Below are 24,155 nucleotides of genomic sequence, written 5' to 3' on the forward strand. Positions count from 1 at the left end.
ATGACGGTCCTCTTATCCCCCGAACAGACGGTCCACACAGGCATGCTGCGCGTCCGGTGCGGCGCCCCGGTCTGCGTTCCCTACCGCATCCGCTTCCTCGGCCCCGCCGACCTGCCGGCGCTGGAGGCGTTCCGCGGCTACATCTTCGGGCAGTTGCCGGACATCGACGCCTATTTCCCGGAGACGCCGGAGTTCGCCGGTCTGCATCTGGGCGAGCGCGGCGTGACTCTGGGGCTGGAGGCCGAGGGGCGGCTGATCGGCTGTGCCATCCTGGGCCTGCCGCAGCCGGGCATGCCGGCCTTCGTGGACGACCTGCCGGGCACGCGCCCCGCCGTCACCGCCACCGCCCATATGGCGAGCTGCATGGTCCATCCGGACTTCCGCGGCAACGGGCTGCAACGGCTGCTGGTGACGCTGCGCACGCTCCACGCGCTGGGAGCCGGGCGTCCTCACCTGTTCTCGCGCGTCGCCCTGTCCAACCCGCGCAGCCTGTCGAACCTGCTGACTGGCGGTTTCCTGGTGCGGCGGGTGCTGGTCATGCACGCCAGCGGTCGGCTGCGCTACCTGCTGCACCGCGATCTGGGAGCGGCCCCGCCCGCCTGGATGCCGGGCAGCGAGCGCGTCTTCGCCGTGCCGGAGCTGGACGAACAGAGGGCGGTGATCGAGGCCGGGTGGGTTGGGCGTTCGGTGGAGCTGGACGGTCCCGTGCCGCTGGTCACCTACGCGCGCCCGGTCGAGGCTGTGCAGGCACTGCCCCAGGATGCCGCGCTGGAGGTCACGCCATGAGCCCTCCGCTCAAAACGGCGGTCGTCGTCGATCCCTATTCCACCGGCATCCTTTTGGCACCACGCCTGCGCGCGCGGGGCTACGACGTGGTCGCGGTGCAGAGCCGCCCGGACCTCGCCCCGTCGCTGCTGCGCAGTTACCAGCCCGACGATTTCGCGGCGCACATCCTCCATGACGGCGACCTCGACGCGCTGGCGAGGACGCTGCGCCCGCTGGCCCCGGCCTTCATCCTGCCGGGCAACGAGTCCGCGGTGGAGTTGACCGACGCGCTGGGCGCCGTTCTGGGCACGCCGGGCAACAGCCCGAAGCTGACCGCCGCGCGCCGCAACAAGTTCATGATGATCGAGCGGCTGGCCGCCGCCGGTCTGCTGACCGCCCGCCAGACCATGGCGACCGGCGCCGCGGAGGCGGTGGAGTGGGCGGCACAGGCGGGCTGGCCCGTGGTGGCGAAGCCGATGGCCAGCGCCTCCACCGACCATGTCTATTTCTGCGACACCCCGGCGCAACTGCGCGCCGCTGTCGACGCCATCCTGGGCAGCCGCGATTTCTGCGGCTCGGCCAACGAGCGGGTGCTGGTGCAGACCTACCTCGACGGCCTTGAATACGTCGTCAACACGGTCAGCCGTGGTGGCCGCCACTATGTCAGCGATGTGCTGCTGTCGGCCAAGCGGGCGCTGAACGGGTCGCCCTTTGTCTACGACTACTACCGGCTTCTGCCGCCGGAGGAGCCGGTGGCGCAGGCGTTGATGGGCTACATCCGCCGGGTCCTCGACGCGCTGGAGATCACCGACGGTGCCGGCCATGCCGAGGTGCGGATGACCGCCCGTGGCCCGGCCCTGGTGGAGATCGCGGCGCGCGCCATGGGGCCGGCCGGCTCCACAACCGGCATCGCGGCGGGCACAGGACACGATCAGGTCGATCTGCTGGTCGACGCCTTCGACGGGGCGGGGGTGGTCGGGCCGCTGCTCGACGGCCATTACCGCTTCCAGGCCGACGCGATGGTCCTCTATCTGCCGGTGCTGGTGTCCGGCCGGGTGGAGGCGCTGCCGGATCTCTCCATTCTGGACGGGATGGCGAGCGTGCGCGGCTACGGCCTCGTGCCGAGGGTTGGGGACGAGGTGGTGCCGACGCTCGATCTGACGCAGGTGCTGGCGAAAATCTATCTGGCGCATCCGGACCGCGCCGTGTTCGAACACGACTGGGCCGCCATCCGCTCCCTGGAGGACCGCCTCCAGCCGATTGTCGCGTAGCGTCGGAGCGGGCGGGCGGCGATGGCGCATGTCCCTTACGAGCAGCGCTGGGCCGCAGCCCGCAAGCGCTTCGAGGCTGCAACGGCGAAGCATCGGCCGAAGGACGCCAAGGCGGTCGCCGCCGCGCTGAACGGTGACGCCGCGCTGGTCAAGGCACTGAAGGCCGGCGACGCCGTCCACCGCGCCGCCACGGCCGGTGACGAGGCCGTGAAGGATCTCGTTGCCGCGGGGAAGGACGCTGTGAAGGCGCGCAAGGCCTATCTGGCCGCGCTCGACAAGGCGCTGGACGAAGATGCGGCGAGCCGTGGCGACAAGGCCGCGGCGGCGGCCTGCGAGCGGGCGATGAAGGCGCTCGCCAAGGACCTCGCCGAGTTGGAGGCGGACATCGGTGCGGACGCCGACCGCCTCAAGGCACAGGCCGCCCAGGCCGAGAAGGACGCCGCCTCGTCGGAACGCGCGCAGAAGCGGTGGGAGGCGAACATCAACGGCGCGCTGGCCCGCGCCGCCGCCGGGGTCGCCAAGGTGCGCGCCAAGCCGACGCCGGACACCTACAACGAGCTGTTCCCGGCGCTGGCCCGCGATCTTGCCACCCAGCTCGCCGCGGCGAAGGCGCTGGACGGGCTGCGTGCCGATCCGGACTTCTACCGCCGTAAGCTCGCCCCCTGGGCCGGGCAGGGCGGCGATGGGCCGCCGATGCGCGTGCCGCCCGACTACACCGCCCGTCAGATCACCGACCTCATCAAGGAGTTCGCCACCGTCTGCAAGGGCGTGGTGCAGCTGGTGGGCGGCCGCTGAAACGAGGCGGGGACGGAAGCCGCCGTTTTGGACCCAATCGCTTCCGGTAGTGGTGGGAGAGGAGCAATCGCCGATTCCGAGGGGCGCGCCCGCCTCCTACCATGCAGGCCGATAGGGTGAATGTTTGGTTAAGCGGAGGAGCTGAGACATGGGTGGTCCCCTGAAGCGCATCGATATCCCGGACATCCTGACCCAGAAGGACTGGGACAAGAAGAAGGGCGCCATCGCCAAGATCGCCGGCAAGACCGGCGTCGGCGACGCGATGAAGGCGGTCGACAAGGCGCACGGCGCCATCGACTGGAAGAAGCTGAGCGTGTCGGTGAACGCCCCCAGCAACGCCACGCTGGACGATCTCGACTCGCTGCTGGACGAGGCGCGGGCGGAGTACAAGCGCTCGGTCGAGCCGCTGCGCACCCAGCTCCAGAAGCTCCGCGATCTGGCCGAGGCGACGGCGAAGAAGTTCAAATCGAACAAGCTGATTCCGAAGGATTCCACCGCCCACGCGGAGAAGGTGGCCAAGGCCGCCGATCAGCTCTTCGTCGCCTTCAACCAGTCCTCGCTCGGCGACAAGATCGTCGATGACTACGAGGGCATGAAGGACGCCATCGAGAAGGCCGACAAGGTGCGGGCCAAGGGTCGGGAGATCCTTGAGAAGTACATGCTGTCGCTGGCGAAGAAGCTGAAGACGGCGAAGACCGTGAGCGACTATCAGGACCTGTGGAAGGAAGACATCCGCGGCGTCGGCACCCAGCTGCCGAAAATGCCCGAACTGAAGGCCTTCCTGAAGGACTGGCGCAACATCTCGTCCCAGGACGGCCTCCCGGAGACTGACGAGGATGTGAAGAGCCGCTGCAAGGAGGTGATGGCCGTACTCGCCCGCATGGACAAGCAGATGAAGGCTATGGCCTGACCGCGTCCAGCGCCGCGGCCCATCGGGTTCAATGGTTGGGAGCGTCCGGAAGTTCGCCTGTGTTCGGGCGGTTCCGGACGCTTTTCCCATTAGAGAACCCTGTTGGGATCCCCGTGTCCGACGGTCGGCGGCAAGTATGGGCCGTATCCTCGATTAAAAGATTAAAACCACAATTCCTATAGGATTTACGGTCGATGAAGCTTGTTGCGAATTTCTGAGTCGTTGTTGCGCCGATGGCTGATTATACTTCGCAGCGTGGCCGGTTTCGGGTTTATGGGGTTTCGGCTTTAAATGCCTGAGTGCATCGGTATTTCCGTAACGACCGTTTTGCGATACCTCTCATGATGGGATTGGTTGGGCGCCATTCGGCCTGCGGGTCGGGCCGCGGCCTGTGCCATGCGCCTGTCGAAGGAACTGTGCCCCGGTGCCTCTGCCGCCTGCCGTCATGCCGTCCGTAACCGCCATTTTTGCTTGTGCCGCCCGACGGCTGGGCGCTGTTCTGCTTTTCGCTCTTCTTTGTGCCGCCCCGGGCACCGTTCCGGCCCTGGCCACCGTCCTGCCGCAGGCGGAGCACGGCGTGCTCGACCTGCGCGGCTGGTACGCCGATCTCGACGGGCCGGTGTCGCTGGACGGCGAATGGCTGGTGTCCTGGGACCGTCTGGCCGGCGAGGAAACCCTGAACCCGCTGCCGGAGCCGGACGGCCGACTCTGGACGCCCTTCACCCTGCCGGCGATCTGGAACGGGGCCGAGCGCCCGGACGGCCGGGAGATGGACGGGATGGGGGCCGCCACCTTCCGCCTGAAGATCCTGTTGCCGCCCGGCATGCCGCCGCTGACGCTGAAGATGCCGCCGGTCAATTCCGCCATGCGGGTATGGGTCGACGGCCGCTCGGTTGCAGCCGCCGGTGTTCCGGCCCTGGCCACCGCGCAGGAGCAGTCCTCCTCCGTCTCGCGCTTCGTCACGCTGCATGGCGGCCAGCGTGTGATCGAACTGGCGGTGGAGGTGTCCAACCACTTCCATTTCGAGGGCGGGATCGGGCGCACGATCTATCTCGACGCCAACGGCGGGCTGTCGCGGCTGTGGCAGCGGCAGCTGATGACCAACGCCGGGGCGTTGATGTCATTGTCCCTGATGGCGCTGTTCATCGGCGCCTTCCTGCGCCGTCGCCTGTCGGCGGCCCCTCTGTTCCTGGTCATGCTGCTGGCCGCCTGCGCCATGCGGCTGATCTGCACCAGCGAGCTGCTGCGCGTTTTCTTCCCCGGCGTGTCGGAGGTGTGGGCCTACCGGCTGGAATATCTGCCGATCTACATGTTTTACCCGATCTACTTCCACCTGCTGCGCGAGCTGTTTCCCGGATGTCTGCACCGCGGGGTGGGGCGCGTCATGATGGCAGTCGCGGTGCCGGGCGTGTTCCTGGTGCTGGTGACGGAACCGGCGCAATTCACCCGGTTGCGCGATGTGGCGAGCCTGCTGCTGGTGCTGTCTGCCCTGTATTTCGCGTGGCGCCTCGCCGTGGCCGCACTGCGCCGCCGTTCCGGCGCGCTCCTGCTGGGGGCGGGGGCGCTGGCCTTCCTGGGGTCGGTGGTGCACGACGCGCTGATGTACGCGCATTTCTTCGAAAGCATCGACCTCGTTCCCTACGGTGCGCTGCTATTCCTGTTCAGCCACGCGCTGGTGCTGGGGCGGCGGGTGGAAACGGCCTTCCTCAACGAGCGCCGGCTGTCGCAGGAGTTGGCCGCCCTCAACGAGGGGCTGGAGCGCCAGATCGCCGAGCGCACCCGCGCCCTGTCCGACAAGTCCGCGACGTTGGAACGCTTCCTCGCCAACCTCAGCCACGAGGTCCGGACCCCGCTGAACGCTGTTCTAGGCATGGTGCGGGTGATCCGCCGCGAGGGGCCGACCGACCAGATGGACGAGCGGCTGCGCGTCGCGGACGGGGCGGGGCGGCATCTCGTCTCGATGCTCGACACCATCCTCGATCTGTCGCGGCTGGAGGCGGGCCGGATGGAGCTTCATCCCCAACCCACCGACGTGGTGGCGCTGGTCGAGGACGCCGTGGCGCTGATGCGCGCGGGCGCCGAGGAGAAGGGACTCGCCCTGTCCCTGATGATCAGCGGGCTGGGGGCGGCGCGCTTTTGGATCGATCCATTGCGCCTGCGCCAGATCGTCCTGAACCTGCTGAGCAACGCCGTGAAATTCACCGAGTGCGGCGGGGTGGAGGTGTCGCTGACCGCGAAGCCGGCGCCGCCGGATGCGGCCAGCGGGACGGTCGTCCTGTGCCTGACGGTGGCGGACAGCGGTCCCGGCGTGCCGCGGGCGGCGCAGGCCATCATCTTCGAGCCCTTTCATCGGCTGGAAGGAACCCGCCTGGAAGGCAACCGCCGCGACGGTGCCGGCCTGGGTCTCGCCATCGTGAATGGGCTTGTCCGGCTGATGGGCGGCGACGTCTGCCTGGAAGGCCGGGCGGGCGGCGGCTCCCTCTTCACGGTCTCGCTGCCGACACGCCCGTTGCCGGTGGCCGATCCGTCGCCGGGCCGCTCCGCTCCCATGCCGGTGCCGGGGAGCCTGGACATCCTGGTGGTGGAGGACGCACCGGAGAACCAAGCCATCCTTCGCGAGTATCTGGCGCCCGGCGGCCACCGCGCCGTCTATGTGGAGAGCGGGGAGGAGGCACTGGCGGTTCTGGCGACCAGGGCTGTGGACGTCGTCCTGCTCGACATGCGGCTGCCGGGCATTGACGGGGTGGAGGTGACACGGCGCATCCGCGCGTTGCCGGACGCGGAGCGGGCGCTGGTGCCGGTGATAGCGGTGACCGCCAACAGCTCTCCCGAGGACCGGGCGGACTATCTGGAGGCCGGGGTCGACGAGGTGGTGGCGAAACCGGTGGATCCCGACGCGCTTCAGGACGCGCTCGCCCGCCACGCGCCGTCGGGTTCCTGCGCGCCCGCTCCGCCCTTGGCGGTTCAGGGGGCGCCGCTCACCAGAGGCCCCGCCACCGGCCAGCTGTCGACCGCCGACCGCGCGCGGCTGATGGACCGCTTCGCCCAGGCCTGCCGGGACGTGCTGGCGGTTCTCGACGATGCGGACTCGCCGCCCCGGCGGGTCGTCGACGCGGCCCACCGCATGAAGGGCAGCGGCGGCACCTATGGCTTTCCGGAGGTGAGCGCTGCGGCGCGGGCGCTGGAGCGGACGGCGCAGGCCGTCGAAAGCGGGAGTGGGGGGGCCGCTTCCATGCAAGGGGACACGGCGGCGCTGCGGGACCGGCTTCACGCCGCTCTGCGCGCCATCGAAAAGGGGGAGGCGGGGCTGGTATGACGGCGACTGGTAGTGTTGCGAGGGGAACGGCTGCGGCGGGTAGGGCGCCATGAGCGTCGGATCGGAGCTGGTCGGGCGGACCGTGCTGGTGGTCGAGGATTCTCCCGAAACGCAGGATCTGATCGCCACCTATCTGGAGCACCAGGGGTTGCGGGTGCTGCGGGCAGCGAACGGGGCGGAACTGACGGAGCGCATCGCGCAGGACCGGCCGGACCTTGTGCTGCTGGACATCAACCTGCCGGACTGCGACGGGCTGGCCCTGGCCGAGCGGTTGCGGCTGGGGGAGACCGTTCCCCTGATCTTCGTGACCGGCCGCGACAGCCCGACCGACCGCATCGCCGGTCTGTCCCACGGCGGCGACTATGTGACCAAGCCGGTCGACCTGCTGGAATTGCTGATCCGCATCCGCAACCTGTTGCGCCGCTCCGGGGCGTCTCCGAATCCGCCCGCGCCCGTCGAAAGCGCCGCTGTGCCATCGCCCGACGCGCCGCTGACCTTCCGGGGATGGCGCCTGGATCTGGTGCGCCGCGCGCTGTTCCGTCCCGACGGTTCCTACCTCGCTTTGACGACGGGGGAGTTCAACATCCTGGCGGCATTGGCGGCCATGCGGCCCAACCCGGTCAGCCGCGAATATCTGCTGGACGTGATCAGCAACCGCGACCCGCGCTCCATCAGCGAGCACACGGTGGACACGCTCATCACCCGGCTGCGTCGCAAGATGCGGCTGGATGACGGCGCGGCCTCGCCGATTGTTACTGTCCGCGGGGTCGGTTATGCATTGGAATCTGACGATTCCTGACGATAATGATTAATATGCAATAATAAACCGCACGTTACTCCGGCAGAAAAGTATCAACGGCCGTTGATACGCGTTCGAACGGGGTAATGCTATACATCACCCAACGAATGATTGACGGTTCCAAGCGGGTACCTGGAGGTGGCGGAGAGTTCCGCCGCAACGGGTCGCCGCGCCGGGCCTGACACAGCCGCCGGTCAACCGGCGCGCGATCTGATGCGGGTGAGAGCGGCATGCAACGGTCCCTGGTTTCGCGTTCGGCGGAGCGCTTCACGCTGACTGGTCACTTGACGGCTGGTCAAACGGCGGCCAGTCAAACGGCAGCGGGCTACTCAGCACCGAATTGTGCGGCGGCGCCTTCCATTCTGATCATCGGCAACGACAGCGCGGCCATCGCCGGGATCCGCGACTGCGCCCTGCGGCTCGGCCACCGGGTGCAGGACACGCGCGACGTGATCTCGGCTCTGGGCCTGCTCGACGTGGACCGCAGCGTCGGCGTCGTCTTCGTGGACGGCGGGTCGCCCTGGTTCGACGGCCTGGCGCTGATGGAGCGGCTGCACCGCACCCACCGCGGCCTCGCCTGCATCCTCTTCGCCCGCAACCCCGAGGCGGACGACGTGGTGCGCGCCTTGCGGCTCGACGCCGCCGACGTGGTGACCGACCCGGAGGATGAGACGCAGATCGAGCGCGCGCTCGCCCGTGTCCTCAGCGGTGGGGAGGGGATCGCGTCGTCGGTCCCGGATCGGCCGCCGGTGTCGATGGGCAGCCATGACGACGCGCTGGAGCAGGCTTATCGCCATGGGCTGGCGCTGGTCGAGACGGTGCGCGCCTTGCGCGGAGAGGCTGCGGCGGCCCGCGTGATGCCCTTCGTCGCGGCTCATCGCGCGGCGCCCGCACCAGCAACCTCTCCTGCGGCGATGACGACCGCGGCTCAAATCGTTTGCGAACCGGTACCGGAAGGCGGTGCGCCGGACAGCCTGGGCATCCTGACGGCCATCCGTCGCAAACGTGCCGCCCGCGAGAAGTTCTTTCCCAAGGGCCTGTTCGAGGACCCCTGCTGGGACATGCTGCTGGACCTGATGATCAATCATCTCCAGGGCCGGCGGATTTCCGTGTCGTCGCTGTGCATCGCGTCCGGCGTGGCGCAGACCACGGCGCTGCGCCGCATCACCGACCTGCACGACCGCGGGTTGGTCCGGCGCATCGCCGACGACAAGGACGGCCGCCGCGTCTTCATCGAGCTGACCGAAGAGGGCGTCGCCGCCATGGAGCGTTACGTGGAGACGGTCGGCCCGCTGGGCTGATCGTCCGCCGCTCCGGCCTCCGCTTGGCGGGAACAGTCCGGCCAGGGGCAGGCGCAGGAGGGGAAACGGCATTCGTCGCCGTTCACGTCGCTGGCCTGCACGGCGATCTTGTAGCGCAGGCCGTGGGCTGACGGCGTGTCGATCAGGCCACAGGCCTCGTACACCTCGACATTGACACGGGCCGATTGCAGGGCAACCCGCGCGATCTGTTTGGGGTCCTTCATCATCGGCGTCCCGGCCTCGCTTCCGCTGCGTCGTCGGTTCCTTCAACGCATGTTCGGCGTCGTTGTGCCAGGGCGTATCGGAAGGACTTCCTTTGGCACGCCCGCGGTCCCCTTACGGTTCACGCCACATCGACCGATAGGCCTCCTCCAGCGAGCGGGCGAAGGCCGGCGCGTCGCACAAAGGTGATTGACGCATGCATTCCCTCAGGCTGGCGCGCAGGGCGGCCAGCGCCCCAAGGTCGCCGACGAGGGCGGCGGTCTTGGCGACGTACTCCTCCGGGCTGTCCGCCACCAATTGCTCGGCGAGGCCCAGCGTTTCCAGGAAGCTGACCCCGATCCGCCCCGCCCAACGATCGCCGCGCAGGGTCACCACCGGCACGCCCATCCATAGGCTCTCGGCCGTCGTCGTGCCGCCGCCGAAGGGGAAGGGGGACAGCGCGAGGTCGATGCGGTTGAGGCTGTTGAAATAGTCCGCCCGAGGCGTTTTCCCTTCCATGCGCAGGCGGTTCGACGCGATGCCATGGGCGGCGAACTGGTCGCGCAACGCCTGCCGCACGCCGTAATCGCCGAACTCCCGCGATTTCAGGAGCATGCGGGCTTGCGGCAGCACGGTCAGGACCTGCGCCCACAGCGCGACGGTCGGCCGGGTGATCTTGGCCCTGTTGTGGAATGCGCCGAGCGTGACCGATCCGCCGGCGAGCGCCGGAAGCGGCCCGACCGCCACCTCTTCCGCCGGCGGGGTGAAGCACAGATAACTGTCGGGAAGGCGCCAGACCTTCTCGGTGAAGAACCGCTCCTCCCCTGGCGGCAGCACATGACGGTCGGCGATGATCCAGTCCATGGCCGGCAGGCCGGTCGTCCCGAAGTAGCCCAGCCAGCTCACCTGGACGGGGGCGGGCCGCCGGGCGAACAGGGTCAGGCGGTTGTTCCCGGTGTGGCCGGACAGGTCGACGAGAATGTCGATGCCGTCCCGCCGGATCAGGTCGGCCACCGCCGCGTCGTCCATGCCGACGATCGGGCGCCATCCGTCGGCGGCCGTGCGAAGGCTCTCCGTCACGTCGTCGGTCCGGCCGTTGTTGGCGTAGCCGAAGGCGGTGACCGCCTTGCGGTCGTGCGCCTTGAGGACGCTTTCCAGGAAATAGCCGACGGGATGGCTGTTGAAGTCGCTGGAAACGTAGCCGATGCGCAGCGGGCGGGGACCGTCGTCCCGCACCACCGGAGCGGCCGCCGGGAGTCCGCCGTCGTTCCGTTCGGCCCAGCCGCGTGCGGTGGCGAGGAAGTCGGCGTTTCCGCACTCCGGCAGGTAATGCTGGGCCATCAGAACGTTGCTGTGCGCCATCGGGAAATCGGGACGGTGCGTCAGCGCTGAGCGGTAGGCCGCGATGGCCTGCTCCAAATGCCCTTGCCCCTTCAGGACGTTGCCGAGGTTGGACCAGGCCAGGGCGAAATCGGGCTGGAAGGCCAGGGCGACGCGGTGAGCCGCCGCCGCTTCGCCCAGCCGGTCCTGCAGGTCCAGCGCGTAGCCGAGGTTGCCGTGGGACTGGGCGTTGGCCGGCGCCGCCTGGATGGCGTCGGTGAAGGCGGCAACGGCGGCGTCGGTCTGCCCGACCTCCAGGAACAGGGAGCCGAGGTTGTTCAGCGCCTCCACGAAGCCGGGCTGGAGCGCGATGGCCTGGCGGTAGGCGGCGACGCTTTCGTTGGGCCGCCGCTGCAGGCGAAACAGGTTGCCCAGCCGGAAATGGATGTCCGCCCGGTCCGGTCCGAGGCGCAGCGCAGCCATCAGGGCGTCCAGGGCCTCATCCACACGGCCCGTGTCCAACAGGGCGGAGCTAAGATTCAGATGGTACTCCAGCGCCTCCCGGATGGACAGGGCGGTGCGGATGCTGGCGATGCCGGCGTCGTGATCGCCCCGTTCGGACTGCAGCACGCCCAGCAGATGCCAGGCGTCGGGGTTGCGCGGCTCACGCCTCAGGATCTGGCGGTATGTCCGCTCCGCCTCGTCACCGCGGCCGTCGTTGTGCATGGTCAGGGCATCGGTGAGCGAGGGCCGGGGGCTGCGGCTGTCCGTCATGGAGCGTCCATCATGGGATCGGGCATCGCGGGGAAAGGCGGTGCAACTCGGGGGAGAGTAGACCGCCCGGCCGGGTCGCGTCCATGAAGGAAGGGGATGTTCTCAGCGGAACAGGCCGGGGACGATCCGAACCATGATTCCCGATCTCGACGCCACCAGAACGGCGTCCGACCCGGCGCGGACCCAGTGATGGCCGCGCGGCGGCCGGTGCAGATGATAAGCGGCGGGCGCAGCAATGACGTGGCGCCGCGACGCGTAGGCGGTGGGCAGGCGGTCGCCGGGTTTCCAGTATCGTGCCCCGCGGTGGACCGTCGGCGGCGGGCGATGGGATTCGGGGCGGTGCAAATCGGGGCCGCGATGGTCCCGCTCCATCCGCGGCGGTTCGCGATGATCCGGTCCCCAGCCAGCGGCGGAGGCGTCTTGGGTGCCCAGGCCGACCAGCATGGTGGCGGCGGTCAAGGCGGTGGTCATGGCGGCGATCAGAATGCGCGACATGGGGGTGTCCCTCTTCTCGTCAGGCCGGGATCGTGATCCCGATGCCCCGATGCTGCGCGCGTGCTGTTGCCGGCGTGTGTCCAGCGGCCCCCTGTTTGGTAACGGACTGTTACGGTAACGCTTTGCCCGTCTTCAGCCCAGTTCGAAGGTCGTCACCCCGAACAGGCGCGCGGTGTCGATGATTGGGGCGGGGCCGAGATACATGCGGGCGGTTTCGAACTGCGGGGTCAGGCCCAGCTCCTCCGCCAGCAGCACGGCGTCGCGGTTGACCTCCGGAACGTCGAGGAAAATCGGGCCGTCCCCCGCCGTGGCGGCGAGCGCCAGCGCCAGATCGCGCGCCGTGCCGCGGTCGGCGGCGTAGAGTGGGCCGATCTTGCTGCCGCTGTGGCAGGGGCGGATCACCCCGAAGCCCCGCAACGTCCCGTCGACCACGGCGGCCAGCGCGGAGGCGCCGGGCAGCGTGATCCAGTTGGACAGGAAGCCGGCGCGCGGCGCCGGGAACAGGGCGCGGTCCCATCCCAGCAGCCGGTCGAAGGGCACCATCCGCGCGTCCACCAGCGCCGCGGCGGAGGAGGTTCCGGCGGGCGGCGCGCCGCCGTAGCGGATGTTGCGATAAGCGAGCGCGAAGCCGGACTTGCGGTAGTTGTCCTGCTGCGCCACCACCCCATCCAGACCGACGGTACAGCCCTCCAGATGCTTCAGCCCGGCCCGCCAGAGGTCCCAGCCGAGGCCGCGCCCGCGCATCTCGGGCCGCACGATGTAGAAGCCGAGGAAGCCGAAGTTCTCGGGATAGCGGACGACGGAAAGGCAGGCCGCCGGCTCGCCGTCCAACTCCCCAATCAGGAAGCCTTCCGGGTCCACGGCGTGGAAAGCCCCGGCGTCGTGCAGGCCGGGATTCCAGCCCTCCGCCCGCGCCCAGTCCACGGCCAAGTCCAACTCGGCCCGGCTCATCACGCGCACGCGGTAGCCTTCCATGGCGTCCCTCCGGTTCAGGGCTGCGGGGCGGGGGCGAAGCGCGCCATGTCCCCGGCGTAGGGTTTGGGCAGGGGGAAAGCGTAACCGCCGGTCTTGCCGGTGCGCAAGCCCAGCACGGCCAGTCCCTCCACCAGCTTCACCGCGGCGGTGACGCCGTCCACCACCGGCACGCCCATTTCGGCGGTCAGGGCGCGCGCCAGATCGGCCATGCCGGCGCAACCCAGCACGACGCTTTCCGCCCCATCCTCCGCGATGGCTTGGCGGATGGTCTCGCGCACCCGCTCGACCGCGCCCGACGCCGGGTCCTCCAGCGCCAGCACCGGCACGCCGGCGGCGCGCACCCGGCAGCGCCCGGCCACGCCGTAGCGTTCCGCCAGATGCTCCAGCGCCGGGACGGAGCGCGGCATGGTGGTGACCACGCTGAACCGCCCGCCGAGCAGGGTGGCGGTCTTCATCGCCGCCTCGCAGATGCCGACCACCGGAACGGTGGAGAGGCAGCGCGCGGCGTCCCGCCCGACATCGTCGAAGCAGGCGATCACGACGCCGTCGATGCCCGGCGCGGCGCGTTCATGGGCGGCGATCACCTCCAGCAGGCCGGGGACGGCCAGCGCCTCGTCGTAATAGCCCTCGATGCTGGCGGGGCCCATCGTGGGGTTGGCGGCGACGATCTCCGTCCCCCGTGCGGCGACGGCGCGGGCGGCGGCCCCGGCCTTCTCGGTCATCGAGGCGGTGGTGTTCGGGTTGACGACCAGGATGCGCATGGTTGATTCCTCTCCCGTCAACCGGCGGCGCCGGTCCGCCGCAGCCGGCGGCGGCGCAGGATCATCACCCCGGCGAGGAACAGGCCGATGACGGTGAAGGAGAACAGCGTCGTCAGCGTGCCCAGCGCGTAGAGCACCGGCGTCGTGACGTTGGTGGTCATGCCGTAGATCTCCAGCGGCAGGGTGTTGAAGGACCCCGCGGTCATCAGCGTGCGCGCGAACTCGTCGTAGGACAGGGTGAAGCCGAACAGCCCGACGCCGATCAGGCTGGGCAGCAGGATCGGCAGCACCACATGCCGCACCGTCTGCCAGGGCGTGGCGCCGAGGTCGCGCGCCGCCTCCTCGTAGGCCGGGTTGAAGCGGTTGAAGATGGCGAAGACGATTAGCAGGCCGAAGGGCAGCGTCCAGGTCAGATGCGCGCCGAGCGCCGAGCCGTACCAGGTCGGCTCGATCCCCAGGATGTTGAACAGCAGGCCGATGCCCAGGCTGACCAGGATCGACGGCACGATCAGGCTCGCCACCGCCAGATAGAACAGCGCCCCGCTTCCCAGGAAGCGGCGGCGGAAGGCGAAGCCGGCGAGCAGGGAGAACAGCACCGTCAGCACCATCACCGTCAGCCCCAGCGCGATGGAGCGGCGGAAGGAGCCGCCGAAGTCGCCAACCGCCTGTTGCTCGAACAGGTTCCTGAACCAGTGGAGGGAGACGCCGTTCATCGGAAAGGTCAGCCCGCCCTCCGGTCCCTGGAAGGACAGGATGGTGATGGTGGCGATCGGCCCGTAGAGGAACAGGACGAACAGCCCGAAGAAGGTGGCGAGCAGGTAGAAGGACAGGCCGCGGCGGGCGCTGGTGCCGGTCATCGCTTACAACTCCTTGCGGATGTCGACGATGCGCAGCATCGCCACGACCATGATGAGGACGACGGCCAGCAGCACGACCGCGTTGGCGGCGGCGGCGGGGTACTGGAGCAGCGAGATCTCGTTGGCGATCATCAGCCCGATGGAGGCGCTCTGCCCGCCGCTCATCAGGCGGACGGTGATGAAGTCGCCCATCACCAGCGTGACCACGAAGATGGAGCCGATGGCGATGCCCGGCTTGGCCAGCGGCAGGATGACGTTCCACACCACCTGCGCCGCGCTGGCGCCGCCGTCGCGCGCCGCCTCGACCAGGGCGCGGTCGATGCGCATCATCGAATTGAAGATCGGCACCACCATGAACAGCGCGTAGAGGTGCACGAAGGCCAGCACCACCGCGAAGTCGGAGAACAGCAGGAACTCCAGCGGCTGGTCGATCAGCCCGGCGGAGATCAGTCCGGAGTTCAGCAGCCCGTTGCGCCCGAGGAAGGGAATCCACGAGATCATGCGGATGATGTTGGAGGTCCAGAACGGGATCGTGCAGACCAGGAACAGCACCATCTGCCACGTCGTGGACTGGACGTGGAAGGCCAGGAAATAGGCGACCGTGAAGCCGATCAGCAGCGTGATGACCCAGGTCAACGCCGCGAACTTCACCGTGTTCAGGTAGGTCTTCCAGGTGACCGGGGAGGTCAGCAGTTCCTCGTAGTTGGTCAGCACGAAGTCCGGGTAGATGCGGATGCTGTCATAGTCCCAGAAGCTGACCGCGACGATGGTCAGGATGGGGATCAGCAGGAAGACCAGCAGCGCCAGCGCCAGCGGTCCGGCCTGGAGATAGGGGGCGACCCGGCGCAGCACGGAACGGCGCACCCCGCCGCCCCGCGGTGCCGCGGACGCGCTGGACGCTTCGGATGGGACGGCGGAGACGGTCATGGCGGAGGAGTCCGTTGCCGTGGGGGAGTGTGCTGGTGTGGGAGAGTCTTGCCCCCACCCTGACCCTCCCCCGCTTCGCAGGGGAGGGGAAATCGGCCCTCCCCTGCGAAGCGGGGGAGGGAGGGACCCGCGAAGCGGGAGGGTGGGGGCAACGGAGCCTTACGCCGCGACGAACTCGTTCCACTTGCGGACCATGTAGCGGTCCTCGTCCATCACCGCGTTCCAGCAGGCGACGCGGCCCATGCGGTCCTGGAACGACCCGCCGTCGCGCACCGCGCCGGCCTTCTCCATCACCTTGCCCTCGGGGCTGAGGATGTCGGTCTTGGCCGGCTGGCCCTCCATCCAGAAGGCCCACTCGTCCGGCGACATGTGCTCCTTAGCGGTGTCGAGCACGGCGGAGTAGTAGCCCTGGCGGTTCAGATAGGCGCCGACCCAGCCCGACAGGTACCAGTTGATGTACTCGTAGGCCGCCTCCAGCTCGAGCCCGCTCAGATGCTTGGCGATGCCGAGGCCGCCGCCCCAGGCGCGGTAGCCTTCCTTCAGCGGCTGGTAGACGCACTGGATGCCCTTGGCGCGCACGGCGGCCACGGCCGGCGACCACATCGACTGGATGATGACCTCGCCCGACGACATCAGGTTGACGCTCTCGTCGAAGGTCTTCCAGAAGGCGCGGAACTGGCCGGCCTTCTTGGCGTCGGTCATGATCTTGAGGGTCTTGTCGATCTCCTCCTTGGTCATGTTGCCCTTGTCGCCGTACTTCACTTCGCCCATCGCCTCGCAGACCATGGCGGCGTCCATGATGCCGATGGAGGGGATGTTCAGGATCGACGCCTTGCCCTTGAAGGCCGGGTCGAGCAGGTCCTTCCAGCTGCTGATCGGGCGGCCGACCAGATCGGGGCGGATGCCCAGCGTGTCGGCGTTGTAGATGGTCGGGATCAACGTCATCCACTGGGTGGCCGACTTGGCGAACTTGATGCTGTCCTTGCCCTCCACGAAGCCGACGGTGTGCGGGGCGGTGCCCTGGGCGACGGCGCTCTCCGGGGTCAGCTTGCCGTTGACGAAGATCGGGACGATCTTGTCGAAGTTCTTGATCTTGGACACGTCCATCGGCTGCATTACGCCGGCCGGGAAGACCTTCTTGCAGATCCAATATTCGATGTCGGCGATGTCGTAGGACTTCGGCTGGGTCACCGCGCGCTGGGCCACCGCGTCACTGTCGAGCGCGGTCATCTGCAGCGTGAAGCCCAGATCCTCCTTCACCTTGTCGGCGACGGCGTTCAGATTCGACACGCCGGTGCCGAACTGGCGCAGCGTGACGTTCTTGATGTTCTGCGCCCAGATGGTGGGGAAGCCGGTGATCGCCCCCGACCCGATGGCGACGCCCGCGGCGGCGGCGGTGCCCTTCAGCAGCGTGCGGCGGCTGACGCCCGTGGTGGTCCCGGCGGAAAGGGGCGAGCCGGTGCGCGTCTCGGTCATGCTCTGTGCCTCCAGTATGGTCGGTCGGTTCTTGGGGGTTGGATCGGAAAGTCAGGCAACCAGGGGATGGACGTCGCGCGCCTTCCAGCCCGCGGTCACGCGGTCGCCGATGGCAAGCGGGGCGTCGTAGAAGCGGGATTCGTCCAGCACCACGGCGAAGTCCTCGGCACCCGGCACGTCGAGCGTCAGGTGGACCGACGCGCCGTGATACTCCAGCGCGCGGACGGTGCCTTCCAACTGATGGTCTGAGCCCTCGGGCTGGCCGAGCAGGATGCGGTCGGCCCGCACGGCCCGGCGGCCCTCGGCGTCCTCCACCACGTTGTGGCCGCCGATGAAGCGGGCGACGAAGGCGGTGCGCGGCTGGTTGAAGACCTCGCGCGGCGGACCGGCCTGCTCGATCCGGCCCTGGTTCATCACCACCACCAGGTCGGCCAGGGCCATCGCCTCGGTCTGGCTGTGGGTGACATGGACGAAGGTGATGCCAAGCTCGGTGTGCAAGCGCTTCAGCTCCTCCCGCATGCGGATGCGCAGGAAGGGGTCGAGCGCCGACAGCGGCTCGTCGAGCAGGAGCACGCCGGGCCGGGTGATCAGCGCGCGGGCGAGCGCCACGCGCTGCTGCTGGCCGCCGGAGAGCTGGGCGGGCAGCCGGTCCGCGTACTGGGACATGTGGACGAGGTCCAGCATCTCCCGCGCGCGGCGGCGCCGCTCCTCCTTCGCGACACCCTTCATCTTCAGGCTGAAGGCGACGTTGTCGGTGCAGTCCAGGTGGGGGAACAGGGCGTAGCTCTGGAACATCATGGCGGTGCCGCGGCGGGCCGGCGGCTCCCCGTTCACCACCGTGTCGCCGATCAGCAGGTCGCCGTCGGAGATGTCCTCGTGCCCGGCGATCATGCGCAGCGTGGAGGTCTTGCCGCAGCCGCTGGGGCCGAGCAGGCAGCAATAGGCCCCGGCGGCGATGCGCAGGTCGATGCCGTCCACTGCGACGGTGGAGCCGTAGAACTTGCGCAGCTTCACCAGTTCGACGGTTGATCCGGTGGCGGGCGATCCGGCTGCGGTCGTTCTGGCGGTCATGGCCCTCTCCGATTTTGTGCACAATCCGCAGGTCCCGCTGCGGCTGTCGAATATGTCCGCAAGTTCCATGCCAGCGTGTGAATGGCCGAATTCCGCGGCTTTCCAGCGGCGAAAATCAACGATTGGTCAGGATTTCAGCGCTGTGGCGCGAAATTGTGCATGGGTGGGCTGTGCCCGATGCATGGGCAGCCCCCGGTGGTCGCGTTTGTCCGCTGGTCCGTTTTGTGCACAATCTGCGGCAACACATTGAACAGCGCCCGTGCCATCATGAAAACTGTCCTGAGCGCCCCCCGCCGCGCCGTCCGCGGGCGGGGGGAGGGGGCGGAGACCCGCATCGTCCGCAGCATCGGCGAGGCCATCGCCGACCGCCGTCTGCCGCCCGGCACCAAGCTGGCGGAGGAGAGCCTGGCCGAGGTGTTCGGCGTCAGCCGGGAGCGGGTGCGCAAGGTGCTGCTTCTGCTGGCGCAGCGGCGCGTGGTGACGCTGATTCCCAACCGCGGCGCCTTCGTCGCCAAACCCACCGCGCGGGAGGCGCGCGAAGTGTTCGAGGCCCGGCGGGTGATCGAGCGCGCCGTGGTGGAGGCGCTGGAGCGCAACCCCCGCCCCCTGCCGGACGAGATGTTGGCGAAGCTGCGCGCCCACCTGGCGCGGGAGGAGGAGGCCGACCGCGCCGGCGACCGCATGGCGCTGATCCGCCTGTCGGGTCAGTTTCACCAACTGCTGGCCGACTTCGCCGGGAATGCCACGCTGGCCGGCATCCTGGCCGATCTGATCGACCGCTCCAGCCTCGCCATCGCGGCGTTCGAGCGGCGGTCCTCGCACTCCTGTTCCGCCACCGAGCACCGGCGGTTCGTCGAAGCGCTGGAGTCCGGCCCGCCGGGTGCGGCGATGCGGCTGATGATGGAGCATCTCGACGAGGTGGAACGGCAGCTCGACCTCGATGCGCGGTCGGACGGCGCGGTCGATCTGAAATCCGTTTTCGCGGACCGGACGTAAGACGCTGTCCGAACGGTCGGAGGATAGCCCGGCCCTATCGACCGCATAGGGACAAAGGGCTGCTTCCGATGGGTTCGGCCCGCTATTATGCTGCCCGCCGCGACATCGAGGTGACCGACATCATGCAGCCCATTCCCAAGCCCACCGACCATCCGCCGGTTCCCGCGCGCCGCGTCGGTGTGCTTCTGATGAATCTCGGAACGCCGGAGGCGACCGACTACTGGTCGATGCGCCGCTATCTGAAGGAGTTCCTGTCGGACCCCCGCGTGATCGAGGTGCCGAAGGCGGTGTGGTGGCCGGTGCTGAACGGCATCATCCTGACCGTGCGTCCGGGCAAGAGCGGTCATGCCTACAAAAGCATCTGGAACGAGGAGCGCAACGAAAGCCCGCTGAAGACCGTCACCCGCGCCCAGGCGGAGGGCGTCGCGGCGGCGCTGGCTGCGCGGCACGGCGAAGCGGTGGTGGTGGACTGGGCCATGCGCTACGGCCAGCCGGCGGTCGGTCCGGCGATCCAGCGGCTGAAGGACCAGGGCTGCGACCGCATCCTGCTGTTCCCGCTCTACCCGCAATATTCGGCGACCACGACGGCCACGGCCAACGATCAGGCCTTCCGCCAGCTGATGACCATGCGCTGGCAGCCGGCGGTGCGCACCGTCCCCGCCTACCACGACGAGCCGGGCTACATCGAGGCGCTGGCCCGCTCGGTGGTGCGGCACATCGCGGCGCTGGACCACACGCCGGACGTCCTGCTGGCGAGCTTCCACGGCCTGCCCAAGGCCTATCTCGACCGCGGCGACCCCTACCACTGCTTCTGCGTGAAGACCGCGCGCCTGCTGGCCGAGCGGCTGGGCTGGGAGCCGGGGCGCGTGCAGTACAGCTTCCAGTCGCGCTTCGGCAAGGCGGAGTGGCTCAAGCCCTACACCGACAAGACGGTCGAGGAGCTGGCCCGCTCCGGCAAGACGAAGATCGCGGTGATCGCGCCGGGCTTCTCCGCCGACTGCGTGGAGACGCTGGAGGAGATCCAGTTCCAGGTGAAGGACGCCTTCATGGCGGCGGGTGGCGAGCGCTTCACCTACATTCCTTGCCTGAACGACCATCCCGACCATGTCATCTTCCTGGCCGACCTCGTGGAGCGCGAGTTGGGCGGCTGGGTGGACGGCGCCGGGGCGCCGGCGGACCGCGACGCGGAGGACCACGTCACGGCGTGACCCCCTTCTCCAAAATGGAGGACGGCACAGGCGGAAAGGGTGGGTTGTCGCGGCGGCCCGGCTTCCCCATGCTGGCGGACGGACAGATTGGACGATGGTTGGGAGGATGCGGGGGATGCGGCGTGTGGTTCGGGCGGTGGCCGCCCTGGCGCTGGGAGCGCTGCTGACGGCGGGGAGCGCCGCGGCGGCGGACAAGGTCCGTGTCGGATCGAAGCTGGACGCCGAGAGCGGCCTGCTCGGCACGATGATCCTGCAGGTGCTGGAGGCCAACGGCATCCCGGTGGAGAACAAGATCCAGCTCGGCCCCACCCGGATCGTGCGCAGCGCTCTGCTGGCCGGTGAGATCGACGTCTATCCGGAATACACCGGCAACGGCGCCTTCTTCTTCAACCTCGACAGCGATCCGGCCTGGAAGAACGCCGCCGCCGGCTACGAGACGGTGAAGCAACTCGACCGGGACAAACACAACATCGTCTGGCTGACCCCGGCCCCGGCGAACAACACCTGGGCCATCGCGCTGCGACGCGACGTGGCGGCGCCCAACAACCTCGCCACCATGGAGGACTTCTCCCGCTGGGTCGGTGCTGGCGGCACGGCCAAGCTCGCCGCCTCGGCGGAGTTCGTGGAAAGCCCGGCGGCGCTGCCCTCCTTCCAGAAATCCTATGGCTTCACGCTGAAGCCCGACCAGATCCTGGTCCTGGCCGGCGGCGACACGGCGGCGACCATCCGCGCGGCGGCCGAGGGCACCTCCGGAGTCAACACCGCCATGGTCTACGGCACGGACGGCGCCATCGCCGCCCTGGACCTCGTGGTCATGAAGGACACCAAGAGCGCGCAGATGGTCTACGCCCCGGCCCCGACCATCCGCGACGGCGTGCTGGACGCTTATCCGAAGATCCGCGACCTGCTCGACCCGGTCTTCAAGTCCCTGGACACCGAGACCCTGCGCGGGCTGAACGCCAAGATTTCGGTGGAAGGGCAGGACCCGCGGGCGGTCGCCACGACCTATCTGAAGTCGAAAGGCTTCCTGAACTGACGGCCTGAACCGACGGGATGACCCGCGTCCGTCCGATCCACAACCGCGTCGCCCTGCTGCTCGCCGTCATGACCGTGGCGGCGGCGCTTGCTCTGCCGTTCCTTGGCTTCGCCCCCAACCGGCTGCTGTCGGGAAAGGCCATTGCGCTGGGCGCGGTGGCGGGGGCCGGGTGGAGCGGGGTGGCGCTGCTGCCGGTCGCCCTGCTGCTGGCTGTGCCGTTCCTGCGACCGGGCCGGGCGGTGAATGCCCTGTATGTCGGGATTGGGGTGCTGGCGGCGGCGGGTCTGGTCTGGCTGGCCGGGCAGCACGCCGCCCTGCTCGCCGCGACGGCCAGCCCGGCGGCGCGGACCTCCTTCGGGGCGGGCTTCTGGGTGCTGGAGGCGGCGGCGCTTCTCGCCGTCCTCGACGGCGTGCGGCGGCTGGGGCTGGGTCCCGCCGGGCGGGTCGCCGTGGGCGGGCTGGCGGCGGCGCTGATCGGCGGGCAGTTCGCCGCCGGGCATCTCGACCAGCTCTCGATCATGAAGGAATACGCGAACCAGCGGGACGTCTTCGCCGGGGCCGTGCTGCGCCACGCCGCGCTGGTCGCGGCGGCCCTGGTGCCGACCCTGCTGATCGGCGTGCCGCTGGGAATCGCGGCGCAGCGCTCCGCCGCGGTGGGGCGGCTGGTCTTCCCGGTGCTGAACGTCGTGCAGACGATCCCGTCCATCGCCCTGTTCGGGCTGCTGCTGGCCCCGCTGTCGGCGCTGGCCGCCGCCTTTCCGGGGCTGGGCATCGGCGGGGTCGGGCCGGTGCCGGCGGTGATCGCGCTGACGCTCTATTCGCTGTTGCCCATCGCGCGCAACACCGCCGCCGGGCTGGCCGGCGTGCCGGAGCCGGTGCGGGAGGCGGCGCGCGGCATCGGCATGACGCCGAGCCAGATCTTCTGGCGGGTCGAGGCGCCGCTGGCCCTGCCGGTGTTCCTGGCCGGGCTGCGGATCACCCTGGTCCAGGCGGTCGGGCTGGCCGCCGTGGCGGCGCTGATCGGGGCGGGTGGGCTGGGGGCCATCATGTTCCAGGGGCTGTTCGCCAACGCGCTGGACCTCGTGCTGCTGGGGGCGGTGCCGGTGATCCTGCTGGCGGTCGCCGCCGACGCGGCGCTGAAGCTGGCCTCGGCGCTGGCGCTGTCGCGACTCGGGAGGACGGCGGCGTGATCGCCTTCGAGGGAGTGACCAAGCGGTTCGGCGCCTGGACCGCCGTGGACGACCTGTCGCTGACCGTGGCGGCCGGGGAGTTCCGCGTGCTGATCGGGCCGTCCGGCTCCGGCAAGTCCACGGTTCTGCGGATGATGAACCGGCTAATTGCCCCCGACGCCGGGACCATCCGGGTGGAGGGGGAGGACATCGCCCGCCTGAAGCCGGAGGCGCTCCGCCGCCGCATGGGTTACGTGATCCAGAGCATCGGGCTGTTCCCCCACTGGACGGTGGAGCGCAACATTGCCGCCGTGCCGGTCCTGCTCGGCTGGCCCAGGGCGCGGGTGCGCAACCGGGTGACGGAACTCCTCGCCCTGTTGAACCTCGACCCGGAGCGTTACCGCGGCGCCTACCCGCACGAACTGTCCGGCGGGCAGCAGCAGCGCGTCGGCGTCGCCCGCGCGCTGGCGGCGGAGCCGCACATCCTGCTGATGGACGAGCCGTTCAGCGCGCTCGACCCGATCACCCGCGGCGCCTTGCAGGCGGAGATGGCGGCGATCCACAAGGCGACCGGGACCACCATCGTCTTCGTCACCCACGACATGGACGAGGCGCTGGCTCTGGCCAGCCGGATCGCCGTGCTGGACCGCGGGCGGCTGGTGCAGACCGGCACGCCGCTCGACATCCTGACCGATCCCGCGGACGACCGTGTGCGCGATCTGGTGGGGCGCGAGGATTGGGGGCTGAAGCGGCTGGCTGTGGAGACGGTGGCGGAGCGGACGCGCCCCGGTGAAACGGCGCCGGGCGATCCCCTGGCGGCGGGGGCGTCGCTGCGTCAGGCGCTGGCCGAGATGGTGGCGCGCGGGACCGACCGGCTTTCCGTGGCGGACGGGCGGGGGCGCCCTATGGGCGTGCTGCACCTTGCCGACCTGCTGCGCGGACCGACCCGATCGTGAGCCGCCTGCGGAGCCTGCTGACCGACCGGCTGGCGCTGGGCCTGCTCGTCCTGGCGGCGCTGGTGCTGGGGATGCCGGCGCTGAAGCCGCTGTTCGCCGCCGCCTTCCCGGCGCTCGACCGGCCGCTCTACGAGGCGGACGGTTTCCTGGCCCTGACGCTGGACCATCTGGCTCTGGCCGGCGGGGCGAGCCTGATCGCGGTGCTGCTCGGCGGGGCGGCGGGCATCGCGGTGACCCGACCCTTCGGTCGGGAGTTCCGCGGCGTCCTGGACGCGGTGGCGGCGATGGGCCAGACCTTCCCGCCGGTGGCGGTGCTGGCCGTCTCGGTCCCTGTCCTCGGCTTCGGCCCGGCCCCGGCGCTGATCGCGCTGACGCTCTATGGGCTGCTGCCCATCGTGGAGAACACGGTGGCCGGCCTGGAATCGGTGCCGGAGCCGGTGCGCGAGGCGGCGCGCGGCATGGGCATGGGGCCGGGCGCGCTGCTGTGGCGGGTGGAACTGCCGCTGGCCGCCCCGGTGATCCTGGCCGGGGTACGGACAACGGCGGTCGTCAATCTCGGCACGGCGGCCATCGCCTCCACGGTCGGGGCGAAGACGCTCGGCCTGCCGATCATCGTCGGGCTGAACGGCTCCAACCCCGCCTACGTCATCCAGGGCGCGGTGATCGTGGCCGCCCTGGCGGTGGTGCTGGATGCCGGCTTCGATCGGCTGGCGGCGCGGCTGACCCGCTGGAGGCCCGGCGCTGCCTGAAGGAGGTTCCTCGAAGGAAGGTCGCCT

22 protein-coding genes are annotated in these 24,155 nt (G+C 69.4%); 13 read left to right on the forward strand and 9 right to left on the reverse strand.

All coding sequences use genetic code 11. The features are described from left to right. The 7 genes from H1Q64_RS14935 to H1Q64_RS14965 all read left to right on the forward strand — a co-directional run bounded on the left by H1Q64_RS14935 (position 1) and on the right by H1Q64_RS14965 (position 9,157). Positions 1–786, forward strand: a complete 786-nt coding sequence (locus tag H1Q64_RS14935) for a GNAT family N-acetyltransferase (protein WP_237905964.1) — start codon at positions 1–3, stop codon at positions 784–786. Further along, complete coding sequence (locus tag H1Q64_RS14940) at positions 783–2,036, forward strand: ATP-grasp domain-containing protein (protein WP_237905965.1); 1,254 nt, start codon at positions 783–785, stop codon at positions 2,034–2,036. The genes H1Q64_RS14935 and H1Q64_RS14940 overlap by 4 nt, the downstream gene beginning before the upstream one ends. A gap of 21 nt (positions 2,037–2,057) precedes the next feature. After that, positions 2,058–2,831 carry a hypothetical protein gene (locus tag H1Q64_RS14945; protein WP_237905966.1) on the forward strand — a complete coding sequence of 258 codons (774 nt, stop codon included), beginning with the start codon at positions 2,058–2,060 and terminating at the stop codon, positions 2,829–2,831. A gap of 148 nt (positions 2,832–2,979) precedes the next feature. Further along, positions 2,980–3,741: a hypothetical protein gene (locus H1Q64_RS14950; RefSeq protein ID WP_237905967.1), complete on the forward strand. Its 762-nt coding sequence runs from the start codon at positions 2,980–2,982 to the stop codon at positions 3,739–3,741. Between the two features lie 424 nt (positions 3,742–4,165). Next, a complete protein-coding gene (locus H1Q64_RS14955; protein ID WP_237905968.1) occupies positions 4,166–7,057 on the forward strand; it encodes a response regulator in 2,892 nt (963 codons plus the stop codon). A 49-nt stretch (positions 7,058–7,106) separates the two neighbouring features. After that, a complete protein-coding gene (locus H1Q64_RS14960; protein WP_237905969.1) occupies positions 7,107–7,856 on the forward strand; it encodes a response regulator transcription factor in 750 nt (249 codons plus the stop codon). 230 nt (positions 7,857–8,086) lie between these two features. Next, a complete protein-coding gene (locus H1Q64_RS14965) occupies positions 8,087–9,157 on the forward strand; it encodes a response regulator (protein ID WP_237905970.1) in 1,071 nt (356 codons plus the stop codon). Here the strand turns inward: H1Q64_RS14965 and H1Q64_RS14970 are convergent. The 9 genes from H1Q64_RS14970 to H1Q64_RS15010 form a co-directional block, all read right to left on the reverse strand. Continuing rightward, positions 9,127–9,381, reverse strand: coding sequence for a hypothetical protein (locus H1Q64_RS14970; RefSeq protein WP_237905971.1), 255 nt, complete (start codon positions 9,379–9,381; stop codon positions 9,127–9,129). The genes H1Q64_RS14965 and H1Q64_RS14970 overlap by 31 nt on opposite strands. A 112-nt stretch (positions 9,382–9,493) precedes the next feature. Further along, on the reverse strand, positions 9,494–11,452 hold the full coding sequence (locus tag H1Q64_RS14975; RefSeq protein ID WP_237905972.1) for a tetratricopeptide repeat protein: 1,959 nt from the start codon (positions 11,450–11,452) through the stop codon (positions 9,494–9,496). A gap of 102 nt (positions 11,453–11,554) precedes the next feature. Beyond that, complete coding sequence (locus H1Q64_RS14980) at positions 11,555–11,947, reverse strand: RcnB family protein (RefSeq protein ID WP_237905973.1); 393 nt, start codon at positions 11,945–11,947, stop codon at positions 11,555–11,557. 132 nt (positions 11,948–12,079) lie between these two features. Beyond that, entirely contained in the window at positions 12,080–12,922 is an 843-nt protein-coding gene (locus H1Q64_RS14985) for a GNAT family N-acetyltransferase (protein WP_237905974.1), read from the reverse strand. A 14-nt stretch (positions 12,923–12,936) separates the two neighbouring features. Beyond that, positions 12,937–13,683: an aspartate/glutamate racemase family protein gene (locus H1Q64_RS14990; protein ID WP_237905975.1), complete on the reverse strand. Its 747-nt coding sequence runs from the start codon at positions 13,681–13,683 to the stop codon at positions 12,937–12,939. Positions 13,684–13,700: 17 nt separating this feature from the next. Further along, complete coding sequence (locus H1Q64_RS14995; RefSeq protein ID WP_237905976.1) at positions 13,701–14,540, reverse strand: ABC transporter permease; 840 nt, start codon at positions 14,538–14,540, stop codon at positions 13,701–13,703. Between the two features lie 3 nt (positions 14,541–14,543). Next, entirely contained in the window at positions 14,544–15,467 is a 924-nt protein-coding gene (locus H1Q64_RS15000) for an ABC transporter permease (protein ID WP_237905977.1), read from the reverse strand. 159 nt (positions 15,468–15,626) lie between these two features. Then, positions 15,627–16,943, reverse strand: coding sequence for an ABC transporter substrate-binding protein (locus H1Q64_RS15005; RefSeq protein ID WP_035676366.1), 1,317 nt, complete (start codon positions 16,941–16,943; stop codon positions 15,627–15,629). Between the two features lie 51 nt (positions 16,944–16,994). After that, positions 16,995–18,014, reverse strand: coding sequence for an ABC transporter ATP-binding protein (locus H1Q64_RS15010; RefSeq protein WP_237905978.1), 1,020 nt, complete (start codon positions 18,012–18,014; stop codon positions 16,995–16,997). Positions 18,015–18,281: 267 nt separating this feature from the next. Here H1Q64_RS15010 and H1Q64_RS15015 point away from each other — a divergent pair, with 267 nt between their 5' ends. The 6 genes from H1Q64_RS15015 to H1Q64_RS15040 all read left to right on the forward strand — a co-directional run bounded on the left by H1Q64_RS15015 (position 18,282) and on the right by H1Q64_RS15040 (position 24,128). After that, positions 18,282–19,010, forward strand: coding sequence for a GntR family transcriptional regulator (locus H1Q64_RS15015; protein ID WP_237905979.1), 729 nt, complete (start codon positions 18,282–18,284; stop codon positions 19,008–19,010). Between the two features lie 68 nt (positions 19,011–19,078). Then, entirely contained in the window at positions 19,079–20,218 is a 1,140-nt protein-coding gene (gene hemH, locus H1Q64_RS15020; RefSeq protein ID WP_237905980.1) for a ferrochelatase, read from the forward strand. Between the two features lie 115 nt (positions 20,219–20,333). Continuing rightward, complete coding sequence (locus H1Q64_RS15025) at positions 20,334–21,254, forward strand: ABC transporter substrate-binding protein (protein WP_237905981.1); 921 nt, start codon at positions 20,334–20,336, stop codon at positions 21,252–21,254. A 17-nt stretch (positions 21,255–21,271) separates the two neighbouring features. Next, positions 21,272–22,444, forward strand: coding sequence for an ABC transporter permease (locus H1Q64_RS15030; RefSeq protein WP_237905982.1), 1,173 nt, complete (start codon positions 21,272–21,274; stop codon positions 22,442–22,444). Beyond that, positions 22,441–23,379, forward strand: a complete 939-nt coding sequence (locus H1Q64_RS15035; protein WP_237905983.1) for an ABC transporter ATP-binding protein — start codon at positions 22,441–22,443, stop codon at positions 23,377–23,379. Before H1Q64_RS15030 ends, H1Q64_RS15035 begins: the two co-directional genes overlap by 4 nt. After that, positions 23,373–24,128, forward strand: a complete 756-nt coding sequence (locus H1Q64_RS15040) for an ABC transporter permease (RefSeq protein ID WP_419468855.1) — start codon at positions 23,373–23,375, stop codon at positions 24,126–24,128. Before H1Q64_RS15035 ends, H1Q64_RS15040 begins: the two co-directional genes overlap by 7 nt. Positions 24,129–24,155 lie beyond the last annotated feature (27 nt).

The organism is Azospirillum brasilense, assembly GCF_022023855.1.
Classification (GTDB): Bacteria; Pseudomonadota; Alphaproteobacteria; order Azospirillales; family Azospirillaceae; genus Azospirillum; species Azospirillum brasilense_F.

Excerpts from the sequence above, each read along its gene's own strand:
- H1Q64_RS14935 (WP_237905964.1), top strand. The coding sequence starts at position 1 with ATGACGGTCCTCTTATCCCCCGAACAGACGGTCCACACAGGCATGCTG.
- H1Q64_RS14940 (WP_237905965.1), top strand. The coding sequence starts at position 783 with ATGAGCCCTCCGCTCAAAACGGCGGTCGTCGTCGATCCCTATTCCACC.
- H1Q64_RS14945 (WP_237905966.1), top strand. The coding sequence starts at position 2,058 with ATGGCGCATGTCCCTTACGAGCAGCGCTGGGCCGCAGCCCGCAAGCGC.
- H1Q64_RS14950 (WP_237905967.1), top strand. The coding sequence starts at position 2,980 with ATGGGTGGTCCCCTGAAGCGCATCGATATCCCGGACATCCTGACCCAG.
- H1Q64_RS14960 (WP_237905969.1), top strand. The coding sequence starts at position 7,107 with ATGAGCGTCGGATCGGAGCTGGTCGGGCGGACCGTGCTGGTGGTCGAG.
- H1Q64_RS14965 (WP_237905970.1), top strand. The coding sequence starts at position 8,087 with ATGCAACGGTCCCTGGTTTCGCGTTCGGCGGAGCGCTTCACGCTGACT.
- H1Q64_RS14970 (WP_237905971.1), bottom strand. The coding sequence starts at position 9,381 with ATGAAGGACCCCAAACAGATCGCGCGGGTTGCCCTGCAATCGGCCCGT.
- H1Q64_RS14975 (WP_237905972.1), bottom strand. The coding sequence starts at position 11,452 with ATGACGGACAGCCGCAGCCCCCGGCCCTCGCTCACCGATGCCCTGACC.
- H1Q64_RS14980 (WP_237905973.1), bottom strand. The coding sequence starts at position 11,947 with ATGTCGCGCATTCTGATCGCCGCCATGACCACCGCCTTGACCGCCGCC.
- H1Q64_RS14985 (WP_237905974.1), bottom strand. The coding sequence starts at position 12,922 with ATGGAAGGCTACCGCGTGCGCGTGATGAGCCGGGCCGAGTTGGACTTG.
- H1Q64_RS14990 (WP_237905975.1), bottom strand. The coding sequence starts at position 13,683 with ATGCGCATCCTGGTCGTCAACCCGAACACCACCGCCTCGATGACCGAG.
- H1Q64_RS14995 (WP_237905976.1), bottom strand. The coding sequence starts at position 14,540 with ATGACCGGCACCAGCGCCCGCCGCGGCCTGTCCTTCTACCTGCTCGCC.
- H1Q64_RS15000 (WP_237905977.1), bottom strand. The coding sequence starts at position 15,467 with ATGACCGTCTCCGCCGTCCCATCCGAAGCGTCCAGCGCGTCCGCGGCA.
- H1Q64_RS15005 (WP_035676366.1), bottom strand. The coding sequence starts at position 16,943 with ATGACCGAGACGCGCACCGGCTCGCCCCTTTCCGCCGGGACCACCACG.
- H1Q64_RS15010 (WP_237905978.1), bottom strand. The coding sequence starts at position 18,014 with ATGACCGCCAGAACGACCGCAGCCGGATCGCCCGCCACCGGATCAACC.
- H1Q64_RS15015 (WP_237905979.1), top strand. The coding sequence starts at position 18,282 with ATGAAAACTGTCCTGAGCGCCCCCCGCCGCGCCGTCCGCGGGCGGGGG.
- hemH (WP_237905980.1), top strand. The coding sequence starts at position 19,079 with ATGGGTTCGGCCCGCTATTATGCTGCCCGCCGCGACATCGAGGTGACC.
- H1Q64_RS15025 (WP_237905981.1), top strand. The coding sequence starts at position 20,334 with ATGCGGCGTGTGGTTCGGGCGGTGGCCGCCCTGGCGCTGGGAGCGCTG.
- H1Q64_RS15030 (WP_237905982.1), top strand. The coding sequence starts at position 21,272 with ATGACCCGCGTCCGTCCGATCCACAACCGCGTCGCCCTGCTGCTCGCC.